This is a genomic window from Burkholderia sp. PR2, from assembly GCF_052372875.1.
In the GTDB taxonomy this organism is placed as follows: domain Bacteria; phylum Pseudomonadota; class Gammaproteobacteria; order Burkholderiales; family Burkholderiaceae; genus Burkholderia; species Burkholderia diffusa.
Window position 1 is genome coordinate 2,192,027 of the sequence record NZ_JBQRWH010000004.1, and the last position, 15,313, is coordinate 2,207,339.

Consider the following 15,313-nt stretch of genomic DNA (forward strand, 5'->3'; position numbering starts at 1 on the left):
ACATGCCGCCGGACGCTGAGCGAGGCTGACGCAGCGACAGCCTTCGCCCGCCCGCCGGGAGCCGGCGGCGCCCGGACGTGCTAGCCCGCCGCGTTGCCGTCCGCCGCGTCCTGCGCGGCGAGCTCGTCCAGCTCCGCCTGCTCGAATCCCGCGGTGCGGCGCGCGTCGAAATTGAACGGGCCGCGCAGCCGCGGCGCATGGTACTGCTCGGCGAGCTCGCGGTAGGCCGGCACCGGATCGCGGCCGGCCTCGTCGCACAGGTACCGGAACCAGCGATTCCCGATCGCGACGTGGCCGATCTCGTCGCGCAGGATCACGTCGAGGATCGCCGCGGACGCATCGTCGCCCGCCTGCACGAGCCGCGCCCGGATCGGCGGCGACGCGTCGAGTCCGCGCGCCTCGAGCGTGCGCGGCACGAGCGCCATCCGCGCCAGCGGATCGGCCTTGGTCCGCTCGCACATCTCCCACAGCCCGTTGTGCGCGGGAAAATCCCCGTACGCATGCCCGAACTCGGCGAGCCGCCCGGACAACAGCGTGAAGTGATGAGCCTCCTCGGCCGCGACCTTCAGCCAGTCCGCATAGAATGCGTCGGGCATCCCGGCGAAGCGCCACACGGCGTCGAGCGCGAGGTTGATCGCGTTGAATTCGATATGCGCGAGGGCGTGCAGCAGCACCGCGCGCCCCGCGGGCGAGCGCATGCTGCGGCGCTCGAGCTCGCGCGGCTCGACGAGCGGCGGGCGCGCCGGACGGCCGGGCAGGTCGGTCGGTTCGTCCAGATCGAGCGTCGGTGCGATCGTGGCCTGCCCGGCCAGCAGCGCGTCATGCAGCGCGCGGACCCGAGCGGCCTTCGCGGCCGGCTCGGACATCCGCAGGGCGTCCAGCGCGGCGCGGCGCACGCAGTGTGGCGCAGCCATGAAAGAAGAAGGCTCCATGTTCATCAAACCGGGCACCGCCAGTGCGCATGCACGCGACGGTTTACAATGTACGTTTGTGCCGTCACGCAATGCGCCCGGCACGCCAGACGCGCCATTCTACCGGCGCCCATCATCGAAGAGACCAGGAGACTCCGTGACGATCTACAAACTGGGCGAGACGGCCCCGACGATCCACGAAAGCGTATTCGTCGCCGATACGGCGGCCATCATCGGCAAGGTCGTGCTCGAGGAAAACGCGAGCGTATGGTTCGGTGCGACGATTCGCGGCGACAACGAGACGATCTCGGTCGGTGCCGGCAGCAACGTCCAGGAAGGCGCGGTCCTGCATACGGACCCCGGATTTCCTCTGACGATTGCCGAAAACGTGACGATCGGGCACCAGGCGATGCTGCACGGATGCACGATCGGGGAAGGTTCGCTGATCGGGATTCAGGCGGTGGTCTTGAATGGAGCGGTCATCGGCCGCAACTGTCTGGTTGGTGCCGGCGCGGTCGTGACAGAAGGCAAGACGTTCCCGGACAACTCGCTGATTCTCGGCGCCCCGGCGAAAGTCGTGCGCGAGCTGTCGGCAGACGACATCGCGCGGCTGCGCGCAAATGCGAAGACGTACGTCGAACGACGCGCGCATTTCAAGGAGCAACTCGTGCGGATCGGCTGATTCGCGCGGATTTCAAGGAAGAAGAGTGAGCGACCAGTTACAGAAATTCATGTTCAATTCGGCACCCGTGCGCGGCGAGATCGTGTCGCTGCGCAACACGTGGCAAGAGGTGCTTTCCCGCCGTGACTACCCTGCCCCGGTGCGCACGGTGCTCGGCGAGATGATGGCTGCGTGTGCGCTGCTGTCCGCGAACCTGAAATTTCACGGCACCCTGATCATGCAGATCTTCGGCGACGGGCCGGTCCAGATGCTGGTCGTCCAGTGCGGCTCGGACCTGTCGATGCGCGCCACGGCCAAGTTCGCCGGCGACGTCGCGCAGACGATCGGCGACGACACGCACTTCGCGTCGCTTGTCAACGCGAGCGGCCACGGCCGATGCGTGATCACGCTCGACCCGGCCGAGAAGCTGCCGGGCCAGCAGCCGTACCAGGGCATCGTGCCGCTGAACGGCGTCGACGGTCCGCTCGAATCGGTGTCGCAAGTGCTCGAGCATTACATGCATCACTCGGAGCAGCTCGACACGCGGCTGTGGCTCGCGGCCGATCGCGACCGCGCGGTCGGCATGCTGCTGCAGAAGCTGCCGGGCGACGGCGGCATCGTGCCGCGCAACGCCGAGACCGACGCCGACACGTGGGAGCGCGTCTGCACGCTCGGCGGCACGCTGTCCGCGAAGGAATTGCTCGAGGTCGAACCGGAAGTCGTGTTCCGTCGGCTCTTCTGGCAGGAAAACGTGCAGCACTTCGACCCGGCCGGTACGCGCTTCCAGTGCTCGTGCTCGCGCGAGAAGGTCGGCGCGATGCTGCGCATGCTCGGGCGCGACGAAGTCGACAGCGTGATCGTCGAGCGCGGTCACGTCGAGATCCACTGCGAGTTCTGTAACCAGCGCTACGAGTTCGATCCCGTCGACGTCGCGCAGCTGTTCGCCGCGCCGGAACTCGCGACCGGCATCACGCCCGCGACCGATCAGCGTCACTGAGTGAGCGGCGCGCCCGTGCCGGCCATGCGCGGCGCGGGTGCATAATGACGCACGAGCGTCGCACGCACGGCCCAGGCGCCGGAGGTCCCGCCTTCGGCACAAACCGCTTTCCGCTGTCGGCGCGCTGCTGGAGAATCACATGAATCGCCCGTTCCGCACCCTCGTCCTGACCAGTGTCGCAGCCGGCACACTGGCCCTCGCCGGCTGCGCGGTGCAGCCGCCTTCGTCGACGATCCTGAGCCGTCTGCCCGAACCGGGCGCATCGGCCGGCCAGCCGCCCGCACTGTCGAGTGCGGAGCGCAAACGCTACGACGAGATCGACCGGCAAGTGCTGCGCGAGCAGAACGACGCGATGGCGGCGGAGGCCGCCGCGCGCGCGTGGGCGTATTACTCGCCGCCCCCCGTGACCGTCTACGGCGGCTATTACGGCGGCGGTTGGGGAAACCGGTGGGGCACCGGCATCGGATATGGCTACGGTTACCCGGGCTGGTGGTGGTGATGCGTGATCCGCGTCGACCGATTCGATTGACGACTGGCAGGAAATAAAAAAGCGCGGCATTTCCCGCGCTTTTTCAATGGTTCGGACTCCCGCGCTCAGTGATGCGCGGCCTTGCCCTTCTCGCCGCCATGATGCCGCGACGGCTTCGCGATCGACTGCGGGTTCGGCACGACACGCACGGGCGCGGCGGAAACGGTACCGCGCGTCGACATGCTCGAAGGCGTGTTGTTCAGCGGCGCCGCCGGCGCATTCGGCGACACGAACTGCACGAATACTTCGCCGTCCTTCACCATGCCCATCTCGTAGCGCGCGCGCTCCTCGATGGCAGCGGTACCGCCCTGCAGATCCTGCACTTCGCCCGCGATCCGCTCATTGCGCAGCTTCTCGTCCGCGTTCTTCTGCAGTTGATCGCCGAGCTGCTGGCGCAATTCATGCACCCGCAACCAGCCGCCGTGTCCCCACCATAGGGGGTACTGAATGAGCGCCAGCAAGGCAATCAGGACGACAGTGACAAGCCGCATGTAGAAGACGCAGATATAAGAAGCGCCGCTCCGCGCGACATGCACAGAGCGGCGTCGAGATGACGAACCCGATAGTAGCGCGTTAGCGCAGGTTATAGAAAGCCGATTTGCCCGGGTAGCTCGCGATATCGCCGAGGTCTTCCTCGATGCGCAGCAGCTGGTTGTACTTCGAGATGCGGTCGCTGCGCGACAGCGAACCCGTCTTGATCTGACCGGCGTTCAAGCCGACCGCGATGTCCGCGATCGTCGAATCTTCCGTTTCGCCCGAGCGGTGCGAGATCACGGCCGTGTAGCCCGCGCGCTTCGCCATTTCGATTGCCGCGAACGTTTCGGTCAGCGTACCGATCTGGTTGATCTTGATGAGGATCGAGTTCGCGATACCCTTCTCGATGCCTTCCTTCAGGATGCGCGTGTTCGTGACGAACAGGTCGTCACCGACGAGCTGCACCTTCTTGCCGAGGCGCTCGGTCAACAGCTTCCAGCCGTCCCAGTCGCCTTCGTGCATGCCGTCCTCGATCGACACGATCGGGAACTTGTCGGCGAGCGTCGCGAGGTAGTCGGTGAATTCGGCCGACGACAGTTGCAGGCCTTCGCCCGCGAGCTGGTACTTGCCATCGTGGTAGAACTCGGATGCCGCGCAGTCGAGCGCGAGCAGCACGTCTTCGCCCGCACGGTAGCCTGCCTTCTCGATCGCCTGCAGGATCGTCGACAGGCACTCGTCGTTGCTGCCGAAGTTCGGCGCGAAGCCGCCTTCGTCGCCGACTGCCGTGCTCATGCCGCGGTCGCTCAGGATCTTCTTCAGTGCGTGGAACACTTCCGCGCCGCAACGCAGAGCTTCACGGAACGTCGGCTGGCTCACCGGGACGATCATGAATTCCTGGATGTCGAGGCTGTTGTTCGCGTGCGCGCCGCCGTTGACGATGTTCATCATCGGGACGGGCAGCTGCATCGCGCCCGAGCCGCCGAAGTAGCGGTACAGCGGCAGGCCGGCTTCTTCAGCGGCTGCCTTCGCGACGGCCATCGACACGGCCAGCATCGCGTTCGCGCCGAGGCGCGACTTGTTGTCGGTGCCGTCCAGCTCGAGCAGCGTCTTGTCGAGGAACGCCTGTTCCGACGCGTCGAGGCCCATGATGGCTTCAGAGATTTCGGTGTTGATATGCTCGACTGCCTTCAGCACGCCCTTGCCGTTGTAGCGGCCGGCTTCGCCGTCGCGCAGTTCGATCGCTTCACGCGAGCCGGTGGACGCGCCCGACGGCACCGCCGCGCGGCCCATCGTGCCCGATTCGAGCAGCACGTCGCATTCGACGGTGGGGTTGCCGCGCGAATCCAGAATCTCGCGGCCGATGATATCTACGATTGCACTCATGGGTTTCCTCTGAGAATGACGATGGATTCTTCAAACTGCGACGGCGCGCGCGCCTGAACCGCTTTCGCTACTGACGCGCGAAGCCGTCGCAAGGTTCATTCGATCTTTAATTGAAATCGTTTTCCAGGAACGGATTGCGCTTCACCGCCTGATCGAGCGTGACGAGCGTCTCCAGCAGCGCACCCATCCGGTTCAGCGGCACCGCGTTCGGGCCGTCCGACTTCGCCTCGGCCGGATTCGGGTGCGTTTCCATGAAGAGGCCCGCGACGCCTGTCGCGACCGCCGCACGCGCGAGCACCGGCACGAATTCGCGCTGGCCGCCCGAGCTCGTGCCCTGCCCGCCCGGCAGCTGCACCGAGTGGGTCGCGTCGAACACGACCGGCGCGTTCGTCTCGCGCATGATCGCGAGCGAACGCATGTCGGACACAAGGTTGTTGTAGCCGAACGAGACGCCACGCTCGCACGCCATGAAGCGGTCTTCGGACAGACCGGCTTCACGCGCCGCGTCGCGCGCCTTGTCGATCACGTTCTTCATGTCGTGCGGCGCGAGGAACTGACCCTTCTTGATGTTGACGGGCTTGCCCGAGCGCGCGCACGCGTGGATGAAGTCGGTCTGGCGGCACAGGAACGCGGGCGTTTGCAGCACGTCGACGACCGACGCGACCTGCTCGATCTCTTCGATCGAATGCACGTCCGTCAGCACCGGCAGGCCGAGCTGACGCTTCACCTCGCCGAGGATTCGCAGCCCTTCGTCCATTCCGAGACCGCGAAACGACTTGCCCGAGCTGCGATTCGCCTTGTCGTAGGACGACTTGTAGATGAACGGAACGTTCAGCTTCTCGCAGATCTCCTTCAGGCGGCCCGCCGTGTCGATCGTCATTTGCTCCGATTCGACGACGCAGGTACCCGCGATCAGGAAGAAAGGCTGGTCGAGACCGACCTCGAAATCGCACAGCTTCATGCTTGCACTCCACGCGCTTGCTTGTTGGCGAGCGCGGCTTCGACGAACGACTTGAACAGGGGATGACCGTCACGCGGCGTGGACGTGAATTCCGGGTGGAACTGGACGCCGACGAACCACGGGTGCATCGAACGCGGCAGCTCCATCATTTCCGGCAGATCCTCGCTCGGGGTACGGGCGCTGATGATAAGGCCGCCGGCTTCGAGCTGGGGCACGAAGCGGTTATTGACTTCATAACGGTGGCGGTGACGCTCGTTCACGTCCTTGCCATAGATCTCTTCGGCCATCGTGCCGGGCTTGATCGGGCAACGTTGCGAGCCAAGGCGCATCGTGCCGCCGAGATCGGATTCCTCGGTGCGCGTCTCGACCTTGCCTTCGCGGTCGTACCACTCGGTAATCAGCGCGACCACGCGTTCCGGCGTATCCGGATCGAATTCCGTGCTGTTCGCCTGCTTCAGGCCGACGACGTCGCGTGCGAATTCGATCACCGCAAGCTGCATGCCGAGGCAGATGCCGAGGTACGGCACCTTCGACTCGCGCGCGTAGCGGATCGCCGCGATCTTGCCTTCCGTGCCACGACGGCCGAAACCGCCCGGCACCAGCACGGCGTCGAGATGCTTCAGGCTATCGACACCGTTCGTCTCGATCTCTTCCGAGTCGATGTACTCGATGTTGACCTTGGTCGACGTGTGCAGCGATGCGTGGCGCAGCGCCTCGATCAGCGACTTGTACGACTCGGTCAGGTCGACATACTTGCCGACCATGCCGATCGTGACTTCGTGCTTCGGGTTTTCCAGCTTCTCGACGAGCGCCGACCACATGCTCAGGTCGGCGTCCTTCGGCGACAGCTTCAGCTCTTCGCAGATGATCCGGTCGAGGCCCTGGTCGTGCAGCATCTGCGGAATCTTGTAGATGCTGTCGGCGTCCCACACCGAGATCACGGCGTCTTCCGGCACGTTCGAGAACATCGAGATCTTCTTCGATTCGTCGTCGGGGATGCGGCGATCCGCACGGCACAGCAGCACGTGCGGCAGGATGCCGATCTCGCGCAGCTTCTGCACGCTGTGCTGGGTCGGCTTCGTCTTCAGCTCGCCGGCCGTCGCGACGTACGGCACGAGCGTCAGGTGCACGAAGCACGCGCTGTTGCGGCCGAGGCGCAGGCTCATCTGGCGCGCGGCCTCGAGGAACGGCAGCGACTCGATGTCGCCGACCGTGCCGCCGATCTCGACGATCGCGACGTCCGGCTCGCCGCAGGTGGCAGATGCCGCCCCGCGCTCGATGAACGCCTGGATTTCGTTCGTGATGTGCGGAATCACCTGCACGGTCTTGCCGAGATAGTCGCCGCGGCGTTCCTTGCGGATCACCGATTCGTAGATCTGGCCGGTCGTGAAGTTGTTGGCCTTGCGCATCTTCGTGCTGATGAAGCGCTCATAGTGGCCGAGGTCGAGGTCGGTCTCCGCTCCGTCTTCCGTCACGAACACTTCGCCGTGCTGGAACGGGCTCATCGTGCCGGGGTCGACGTTGATGTAGGGATCGAGTTTGAGGAGGGTGACTTTCAGACCGCGCGATTCGAGGATCGCGGCGAGGGAGGCGGCGGCAATACCCTTGCCGAGGGAAGAAACTACGCCGCCGGTGACGAAAACATATTTGGTCATCGCTGAATGCTCGCGGGAAAAACGGATTATACCGTAAAGCCCGCCCTTCTCTCAGCAATTGACGCGATGATCCTGCCCTTTCGCGCTGTGCCGCGCCAACCGTGCGCGCCGGGGCGAACCGGCCGGCCGGTCGGTGCAACCGCGCACGCCGGCGCGGTGCACCGGACCGATGCGTCAGGCGCTTTTCGCGAGCGCCGCACTGTCGCGCGGCACGCCACCCTCCGCCATCTTCAGCGAACTCAGCATCCGCTGCAATGCGCGGGCCGTCTCGATCGGCCGCTCCATCGGGAACAGGTGGCTGCCCTCGAGCCATTCGATGCGCCCGCGCGCCGCACGACGCGTCGCATCGAGCCCGACCTGCCGCACTTCGCGCGAGCGCGTGCCGGCGAGAAAGCCTAGCGGCACCGGCGCGCCGTGCGCGAGCCGCGGGCCGAGCGTATGCGGCAGCGTCCGGTAGATCAGGTATTCGACCTGCCGGTCGAACGCGAGCACGCGTTCGCCGTCGGCGCCCGCCTGCGGAATGCCGTAGTCGATGTAGTCGGACAGCATCCGCTCGTCCCAGCGCGCGAACGCGGGTTTCTCGTGAAAATGCCGCCAGGCTTCGTCGCGGCTCACCCAGCGCGTACGCCGATTGCGCGTCGCGGCCGCCGGCGACAGCCGCTCGTCGAGCCCCGCCCACTGGCTCGCGCGCAATGCGCCGGCGCGCCATCCCGCGATGATCGGCGAATCGATCATCACCACGCCGCGCACCCAGTGCGGCTTCTTCAGCGCAGCCATCAGCGACAGGTAGCCGCCGAGCGAATGGCCGACGAGCCAGACCGGGCGCTCGTAGCGGCTGCCAATGTCGTCGAGCAGTTGCTCGACGAGATGCGGCCAGTCGCGCGTTACCGGGTAACGGCGGTCGTGACCGATGCGCTCGATGTAGCGCAGCTCGTAGTCGTCTGCCAGCTCGGCGAAGATCGTCCGGTACGTCGATGCCGGAAAACCGTTCGCATGCGAGAAATGGAGGATGTCCTTCAAACGCCGATGTCTCCTTTGCCGGCGGGAGTCAGTGCTTCAGCACTTCCTCCGGCCTCCTCATTCTTGACCCGCGCCATCGCGCCGCTCACCGGTCCATCCAGTACCGCCGCTGCGCATCGCGATGACGCTCAAACGCGAAACCGCCGCCCGTCGGGGCGACGTCGAACCTCACGGCCCCGTCGCGATCGGTGCGCGGCAGCGGAATCCCGCGCATTTCGTAGCGCGCAAGGACCGTCCGGTGCGGATGTCCGAATCGATTGCGATAGCCTACAGGAAATACCGCGACGCGCGGCCCGACCGAATCGAGGAAAGGCTCGACCGACGACGTGCGGCTGCCGTGGTGCGGCACAACGAGGATCTGCGCGGCCAGCGCGTCGCGCGCATCGTCCACCAGCCGGCGCTCGGCGCGTGCCTCGATGTCGCCCGTCAGCAGCGCCGACGTGTCGCCCGCGTCGATGCGCAGCACGCATGATTGTGCGTTCGAGGAACCAGCGCCGGCACCACCCGGCGGCCACAACATCGTGAATACGACGCCGTCCCAGGTCCACCGCTGCCCGGCCGCGCACGGCAGCCGATCGGCCACGCCGGCCGCCCGCGCGTCACGCCACAGCCGGTGCTGCGGCGCAATGCCGGCGAGCAGCTGGCGGACCTCGGCGGCCGCATAGACGGCCGCCGCGCCGCCCGCGTGATCGGCGTCCGCATGACTCAGGACGAGCGAATCGACGGTACGGATTCGGCGGGCACGCAATGCCGGCGCGACGATCCGCGCACCGGCATGGGTCGACTCCGCCCCCGGCCCCGCATCGAACAGCAAGGTCCTGCGCGCGGTCTCCACCAGCACCGACGCGCCCTGCCCGACATCGAGCACGGTCAGCCGGAAGCCGCCAGGCGGCGGCGCATCGGGTGCCGGCGCGACCAGCGGCAGCCATGTCATCGGCGCCGCCCAGCGCAGCGGCCAGCCGCGCGGCATCAAGACCCATGCGACACCCACGCACGCAAGCGCCAGAACCGACCAGTCGGGCATGCGCAGCCAGAACACGCCAGCCGGCCAGTCGGCGAGGTGCCGGAGCAGCGCCATCATCGGTTCGAGCGCCGCATGCGCGAGCCGGAACGCATACGCGTCCAGCGGCGCGGGCAACCCGATCCCGGCGAGCACGATCGGCGTCACGACGGCGCTGACCCACGGGATCGCAAACGCATTGCCGAACGGGCCGGATACCGAGATCTGAGCGAACCACGCGGCCGTCAGCGGCGCAAGACCGATCGTCACCGCGTACTGCACGCGCGTCGCCTGTGCGACACGGTGCCCGGCACGCTTGCACCAAGCGCGCAGCCTGCGGCGGCGGTCGAGCGGGGCAGTACCGTCCGTCCCACGGTCGTCACCGCCGTCGAATTCGCGCACCGCGCCCCAGCCCGCCACGGACATCAGGATTACGGCGACCGCGCCAAAAGACAGCCAGAACCCGGCCGACACCACCGCCCACGGATCGACAAGCAGCACGCCGCCGAGCGCCGCGCACAACACGGCGGACGTCGGCACGCTGCGTCCGGCAAGACAGGCAGCCGCACCGGCCGCGATCATCCACCACGCGCGCTGCGCCGGCACGTTGAAGCCGGCAAGCGCCGCATAGCCGGCGGCGGCCGTCAGCGCCGCCATCGAAGCCGCATAGGGCGCCGGCATCACGAGCGCCGCGGCATGTCCACGCCAGCGCAGACGTCGCCAGACCCACGATACGATCCCGCCCGCGATCGCGCCGACGAGTCCGACGTGCAGGCCCGAAATCGCGACCAGATGACTCGTGCCCGTATTGCGCAGCACGCGCCACGCGTCGTCGCCGATGCCGGATTGATCGCCGACCGCGAGCGCGGTCACGATGCCGCGATGGCGCGCGTCGCTGCCGAGCGCGTCACCGATACCGTTGCGCAGCGCGTCGCGCAGCCGATCGATCGACGCGCGCCACCCCGATGCACGTGCGTCGAGCAGTTCCGCCCGCTCGGTCGCGACCACATAGCCGATCGCGCGAATGCCCGCGGCGAGCCACGCCGCCTCGCTGTCGCGCACGCCGGGATTCGCCTCGGCATGCGGGCGTTTCAGGCGCACGACGAGGCGCCAGCGCTGCGCGGCGCGCAAATCGGGCATCGCGTTGCGTGCGGCGGGCGCGCCGTAGGTGCGCCACGACAACCGGATCAGCGAAGGGAAACGGGCCAGCCCCGCATCGTTCGATTCGACGGCCAACAGCAGTCGCGCGCCGGTGTCGTCGATCACCGGCAACCCGCTGATCACGCCCGTGACGACGATGTCGCGCCCTTCCCGCTCGACAGGCAGGCCGTCACGCAGCCGCCATTCCGCGCGTGCGGCCGCATAGCCGAATCCGATCGCACAGGCGGCGCAGGCGCACAGCATCCACCGGAGCGCGACGATCCAGCGGGTTCGACGGCGCCGTGCACACCATGCGAGCAGCGCACCGCAACCGGCCAGCACGACCGCGCCGCCTACCCAGCCGCCCATGCCCGGCAACGCCGCCTGCCGCTGCAGCACGACGACGCCGAGCGCAAACGCGATCCACCACACGCGCATCGCACCTCCTCGTCAACCTGGCGCCGCCGTCGATGCGGCACTATCCAGCGACGATTATGCGGACGAAAGTGCGAGGCGCGGCAGCGCGGCGAGCGCGTTAGCCGTTGTGGATAGGGATAGCGCGTGCGCGTCGATCCCGCGCAGTTCGGCGAGCACGCCGCCGATGCGCGGCACCTGGTCGGGCGCGTTGCGGGACTTGTACGCCCACTCGGGTGCGATGTCGGGCGCATCCGTCTCGACGACGATCGCGTCGAGCGGCAACTGTGCGGCGAGCCGCCGGATCTGCAACGCCCGTCCGAACGTCACGTTGCCGCCGAAACCGAGATGCAGCCCCTGTGCGAGATACGCGTCGGCCTGCTGGAAACTGCCGTTGAACGCATGTGCGATGCCGCGCCGCACGCCGAAGCGGCGCAGCCCGGCGAGCACGCGGTCCTGCGACTTGCGCACGTGGCACAGCACCGGCAGGTCGAATTCGCGCGCGAGCTTGAGCTGCCCCTGATAGAAGAATTGCTGGCGGTCCTCGTCGAGCCCCGGCACGAAGTAGTCGAGACCGATCTCGCCGATCGCGACGAAGCGCGGATCATCGAGGCTCGCCTCGATCTCCATGCGCAGGCGGTCGAGATCCTCGTCGCGCGCGTGCGGCGTATACATCGGATGGATGCCGAGCGCATAGACCGCACCCGGCGTGCGCTGGGCCAGTTCGCGCACGGTCGTGAAATTGTCGCGCCCGACGCTTGGGATCACGATGCGCGACACGCCGGCCGCGCGCGCCGCATGCACGACGACGTCGCGGTCGGTGTCGAACTCGGCAGCATCGAGATGGCAATGCGTATCGATCCACATGGCGGCTTTCCTGCGCCCTCGCCGCCGTACCGGGACTCGCCCGGCGGCACGGCGGGGCGTTCGTTCACACCGGCAGCGCCGGCTCCTCGTGCAGCACGCCGTCGCGCAGGCGCATGATGCGGTCGCAGCGCGCCGCGAGCTCGGGATCGTGCGTGACGATCACGAAGCTCGTTTCGAGCGTCTCGGACAGTTCGAGCATCAGGTTGAACACCGTGTCGGCGGTCGTGCCGTCGAGGTTGCCGGTCGGCTCGTCGGCGAGTACGCAAGCGGGCTTCGTCACCAGCGCGCGCGCGATCGCCACGCGTTGCCGCTCGCCGCCCGACAGCTCGCCCGGCCGGTGCTTCGCACGCGGGCCGAGACCGACGCGTTCGAGCATCGCCTGTGCCTGCGCGCGCGCGTCCTCGGTCGTCATCCGGCGGATGCGCAGCGGCATCGCGACGTTGTCGAGCGCGGTGAATTCCGGCAGCAGGTGATGGAACTGGTAGACGAAGCCGAGCGCGCGATTGCGCAGCTCGTTGCGTTCGCGCTCGGCGAGTTGCGTAAACGGCTTGCCGAGCAGCGACACTTCGCCCGCGCTCGGTTCGTCGAGGCCGCCCAGCACGTGCAGCAGCGTGCTCTTGCCGGAGCCCGACGCGCCGACGATCGCGAGCTTCTCGCCGCGCCGCACCGTCAATTCGGCGTTGTTGAGCACCTGCACGTTGAAGCCGCCCTGCACGAACGCCTTTGTGATCCCGCGCGCCTGAAGCACGTATTCCTGCATACCTGCCGAATCCTGTCTGATGGGTTGTCGTGAATCCGCCAATGCGGTCGCGCGATCATTCATAGCGCAGCGCCTCCGCCGGCTTCACCTTTGCGCCGCGCCAGCTCGGATAGAGCGTGGCGACCGCCGACAGCACGAACGCGATCAGGCCGATCTTGATGACGTCGCCCGCGACGAGCTCCGACGGCAGCTCGCTGATGAAGTACACCGACGGCGGCAGGAACTGCACGCCGAACAGATGCTCGATCATCGGGATCAGCCACGGAATGCTCCACGCGATCAGGCAGCCGAGCGCGACGCCCGACGCGGTGCCGACGAAGCCGATCGTCACGCCCTGCACGACGAAGATCTTCATGATCGAGCCGGGCTGCGCGCCGAGCGTGCGCAGGATCGCGATGTCGGCCTGCTTGTTGGTCACCGTCATCACGAGCGACGACACGAGGTTGAATGCGGCCACCGCGATGATCAACGTGAGGATGATGAACATCATCCGCTTCTCGATCTGGACGGCCGAGAACCATGTCTTGTTCTGCTGGGTCCAGTCGCGAATGTACAGGCTGCCCGACAGCGTATGCGACAGCTCGACCGCGACCTGCGGCGCCTTCTGCATGTCGGTGAGCCGCAGCCGCACGCCGGTCGGCGCGGACATCCGGAACAGTGCCTCCGCGTCGCGGATGTTGATCATCGCGAGCGTGCTGTCGTATTCGTAGTGGCCCGACTCGAACACGCCGACCACCGTGAACTGCTTGAGTCGCGGCATCATCCCGGCCGGCGTGATCGTCCCTTCGGGCGCGACGAGCGTGACCTTGTCGCCGACCGTCACGCCGAGGTTGCCGGCGAGCGCGTCGCCGAGCACGATGCCGAACTGGCCGGGCACGAGCGCGGCGAGCTGGCCTGCCTTCATGTCCTTGCCGATGTCCGACACCTGCGGTTCGAGCGACGGCTCGACGCCGCGCAGCATCACGCCGCTCACCGCGTCCTGGCGCGTGAGCAGCGCCTGCGCGTCGACGTACGGCGCCGCGCCGACCACCGAAGTATTGCGCCGCGCTTCCTGCGCGGTCAGTTGCCAGTCGGGCATCGAGCCGGTCGGCGAGAACACCTCGACGTGCGCGAGCACCGACAGCATGCGGTCGCGCACTTCCTTCTGGAAGCCGTTCATCACGGACAGCACGACGATCAGCGCCGCGACGCCAAGCGCGATCCCGAGCATCGACACCAGTGCGATGAAGGAAATGAAGCCGTTGCCGGTCGTGCGTTTGCCGGCGCGCGTGTAGCGCCAGCCGATCTGCCATTCGTACGGAAGTTTCAAGCGAATCCTTTCTGCTGGTTACGGCGGGGATGGCGGCCCGTGGCCGGAGCGCCGTCCGGCGGCGGCCGGCCGCCCGGGCACGGCCGAAAAAACGGTCGCCGGACGCAATCGGGCCGTCCGCCGGCCCGATCACGCGCGCAGTTTGCCATACAATGCGCACCATCATGCACGACCGACGCCTCCATTTTCTCGTTCCGTTCGCGCTGCCGTCGGCGGCCGATGCGGCCTCGTCCCTGCACACGCTGGACAGCCCCGCGCTCGAAAAGTTGCTCGCCCGCGCCAACCTCGTCGAGCGCGTGGCAGGCGAGGACTTCCAGCGCACGCTGCCGCACGAGCGCTGGCTGGCCCGCCAGTTCGGCGCGACCCAGGGCAACGCCGCCGACGAGGCGCCGCTCGCACCCTACATGCTGCTGGCGGACGGCGGCGACCCGGGTACCCAGGCCTGGGCGTGCGTCGAGCCCGTCCATGTCGAAATCGCGCACGATCACCTCGTGCTCGTCGACCCGGCGAGCCTCGCGCTCGACGACGGCGACGCAGCCGCCTTGCTGGCAGTCGCGCGCCCGCTGATCGAGGAGCTCGGCGTGCGACTGGAGGCGCCGCAGCCAGCGCGCTGGTACCTGTCCAGCGAGCAGTTCGCCCGCCTCGCCGGCGCAGCGCCGCTGCGCGCGAGCGGCCGCAACATCGAGATCTGGCTGCCGCACGAAGCGCACACCGGCGAACGCTCGCGGATGTGGATGAAGCTGCAGAACGAAGTGCAGATGGCATGGTTCCAGCATCCGGTGAACGAAGCGCGCGAAGCGCGCGGGTTGCCCGCCGTCAATTCGATCTGGTTCCATGCGCAAGGCACGCTGAAGCCGGTCGGCAAGCCGTTCGCGCGCGTGCTGTCCGCGTCGCCCGCGGCGCTCGGCCTCGCGCGCGCGGCGCAAACCGAAGCCGGCGCCGTGCCGGCCGCATTCGACGCACTGCCCGCCGCCGCCGGCGCGTCGCTCGTCGAGCTGCCCACGCTGTCCGCCCCGTACATCGAGCAGGACTGGCCACGCTGGCACGATGCGCTCGCCGCGCTCGAGCGCGACTGGTTCGCGCCGTCCCTCGCCGCGCTGCAGAACGGCGAGCTGGCCGGCGTCGATTTCACGCTGTGCGGCGACACCAGCTCCGTGACGCTGCACGCGACGCGCGGCGACCTGCGCAAGTTCTGGCGCCGCCGCGCGCTGGCATCCCTGTTCGAATAACCC

14 protein-coding genes are annotated in these 15,313 nt (G+C 67.6%); 4 read left to right on the forward strand and 10 right to left on the reverse strand.

Translation table 11 applies throughout. From position 1 onward, the window contains the following. Positions 1-80: 80 nt before the first annotated feature. Positions 81-938, reverse strand: coding sequence for a ferritin-like domain-containing protein (locus ACT2FV_RS27340; protein ID WP_151051048.1), 858 nt, complete (start codon positions 936-938; stop codon positions 81-83). Positions 939-1,068: 130 nt separating this feature from the next. On the opposite strand from ACT2FV_RS27340, the gene ACT2FV_RS27345 reads away from it, so the two are divergent. The 3 genes from ACT2FV_RS27345 (at position 1,069) to ACT2FV_RS27355 (ending at position 3,068) form a co-directional block, all read left to right on the forward strand. Further along, positions 1,069-1,593, forward strand: a complete 525-nt coding sequence (locus ACT2FV_RS27345; RefSeq protein ID WP_059608392.1) for a gamma carbonic anhydrase family protein — start codon at positions 1,069-1,071, stop codon at positions 1,591-1,593. A 25-nt stretch (positions 1,594-1,618) separates the two neighbouring features. After that, on the forward strand, positions 1,619-2,569 hold the full coding sequence (gene hslO, locus ACT2FV_RS27350; RefSeq protein WP_059535822.1) for an Hsp33 family molecular chaperone HslO: 951 nt from the start codon (positions 1,619-1,621) through the stop codon (positions 2,567-2,569). Positions 2,570-2,708: 139 nt separating this feature from the next. After that, positions 2,709-3,068, forward strand: a complete 360-nt coding sequence (locus ACT2FV_RS27355) for a hypothetical protein (protein WP_151051050.1) — start codon at positions 2,709-2,711, stop codon at positions 3,066-3,068. Positions 3,069-3,163: 95 nt separating this feature from the next. Here the strand turns inward: ACT2FV_RS27355 and ftsB are convergent, their stop codons facing one another. The 9 genes from ftsB to ACT2FV_RS27400 all read right to left on the reverse strand — a co-directional run bounded on the left by ftsB (position 3,164) and on the right by ACT2FV_RS27400 (position 14,081). Beyond that, on the reverse strand, positions 3,164-3,589 hold the full coding sequence (ftsB, locus tag ACT2FV_RS27360) for a cell division protein FtsB (protein WP_059608395.1): 426 nt from the start codon (positions 3,587-3,589) through the stop codon (positions 3,164-3,166). Between the two features lie 82 nt (positions 3,590-3,671). After that, positions 3,672-4,955, reverse strand: a complete 1,284-nt coding sequence (gene eno, locus ACT2FV_RS27365; RefSeq protein WP_011885396.1) for a phosphopyruvate hydratase — start codon at positions 4,953-4,955, stop codon at positions 3,672-3,674. 106 nt (positions 4,956-5,061) lie between these two features. Next, positions 5,062-5,916: a 3-deoxy-8-phosphooctulonate synthase gene (gene kdsA, locus ACT2FV_RS27370; RefSeq protein WP_044848177.1), complete on the reverse strand. Its 855-nt coding sequence runs from the start codon at positions 5,914-5,916 to the stop codon at positions 5,062-5,064. Further along, positions 5,913-7,571 carry a CTP synthase gene (locus ACT2FV_RS27375; protein WP_059464180.1) on the reverse strand — a complete coding sequence of 553 codons (1,659 nt, stop codon included), beginning with the start codon at positions 7,569-7,571 and terminating at the stop codon, positions 5,913-5,915. Before ACT2FV_RS27375 ends, kdsA begins: the two co-directional genes overlap by 4 nt. 174 nt (positions 7,572-7,745) lie before the next feature. Further along, on the reverse strand, positions 7,746-8,591 hold the full coding sequence (locus ACT2FV_RS27380; protein WP_124622334.1) for an alpha/beta fold hydrolase: 846 nt from the start codon (positions 8,589-8,591) through the stop codon (positions 7,746-7,748). Positions 8,592-8,676: 85 nt separating this feature from the next. Beyond that, a complete protein-coding gene (locus ACT2FV_RS27385; RefSeq protein WP_444505166.1) occupies positions 8,677-11,169 on the reverse strand; it encodes a DNA internalization-related competence protein ComEC/Rec2 in 2,493 nt (830 codons plus the stop codon). A gap of 54 nt (positions 11,170-11,223) precedes the next feature. Further along, entirely contained in the window at positions 11,224-12,012 is a 789-nt protein-coding gene (locus tag ACT2FV_RS27390; protein WP_059608398.1) for a TatD family hydrolase, read from the reverse strand. Between the two features lie 64 nt (positions 12,013-12,076). Continuing rightward, positions 12,077-12,772: a lipoprotein-releasing ABC transporter ATP-binding protein LolD gene (gene lolD / locus ACT2FV_RS27395; protein WP_059608399.1), complete on the reverse strand. Its 696-nt coding sequence runs from the start codon at positions 12,770-12,772 to the stop codon at positions 12,077-12,079. Between the two features lie 55 nt (positions 12,773-12,827). Then, a complete protein-coding gene (locus ACT2FV_RS27400; protein ID WP_059608400.1) occupies positions 12,828-14,081 on the reverse strand; it encodes a lipoprotein-releasing ABC transporter permease subunit in 1,254 nt (417 codons plus the stop codon). A 152-nt stretch (positions 14,082-14,233) separates the two neighbouring features. On the opposite strand from ACT2FV_RS27400, the gene ACT2FV_RS27405 reads away from it, so the two are divergent. Further along, positions 14,234-15,310: a regulator gene (locus ACT2FV_RS27405; RefSeq protein WP_174920027.1), complete on the forward strand. Its 1,077-nt coding sequence runs from the start codon at positions 14,234-14,236 to the stop codon at positions 15,308-15,310. The last annotated feature ends 3 nt before the right edge of the window (positions 15,311-15,313 follow it).

Bases quoted from the DNA above. Each gene is read 5' to 3' on its own strand.
- ACT2FV_RS27340 (WP_151051048.1), bottom strand. From the start codon at position 938: ATGAACATGGAGCCTTCTTCTTTCATGGCTGCGCCACACTGCGTGCGC.
- ACT2FV_RS27355 (WP_151051050.1), top strand. From the start codon at position 2,709: ATGAATCGCCCGTTCCGCACCCTCGTCCTGACCAGTGTCGCAGCCGGC.
- ftsB (WP_059608395.1), bottom strand. From the start codon at position 3,589: ATGCGGCTTGTCACTGTCGTCCTGATTGCCTTGCTGGCGCTCATTCAG.
- eno (WP_011885396.1), bottom strand. From the start codon at position 4,955: ATGAGTGCAATCGTAGATATCATCGGCCGCGAGATTCTGGATTCGCGC.
- kdsA (WP_044848177.1), bottom strand. From the start codon at position 5,916: ATGAAGCTGTGCGATTTCGAGGTCGGTCTCGACCAGCCTTTCTTCCTG.
- ACT2FV_RS27375 (WP_059464180.1), bottom strand. From the start codon at position 7,571: ATGACCAAATATGTTTTCGTCACCGGCGGCGTAGTTTCTTCCCTCGGC.
- ACT2FV_RS27385 (WP_444505166.1), bottom strand. From the start codon at position 11,169: ATGCGCGTGTGGTGGATCGCGTTTGCGCTCGGCGTCGTCGTGCTGCAG.
- ACT2FV_RS27390 (WP_059608398.1), bottom strand. From the start codon at position 12,012: ATGTGGATCGATACGCATTGCCATCTCGATGCTGCCGAGTTCGACACC.
- lolD (WP_059608399.1), bottom strand. From the start codon at position 12,772: ATGCAGGAATACGTGCTTCAGGCGCGCGGGATCACAAAGGCGTTCGTG.
- ACT2FV_RS27405 (WP_174920027.1), top strand. From the start codon at position 14,234: ATGCGCACCATCATGCACGACCGACGCCTCCATTTTCTCGTTCCGTTC.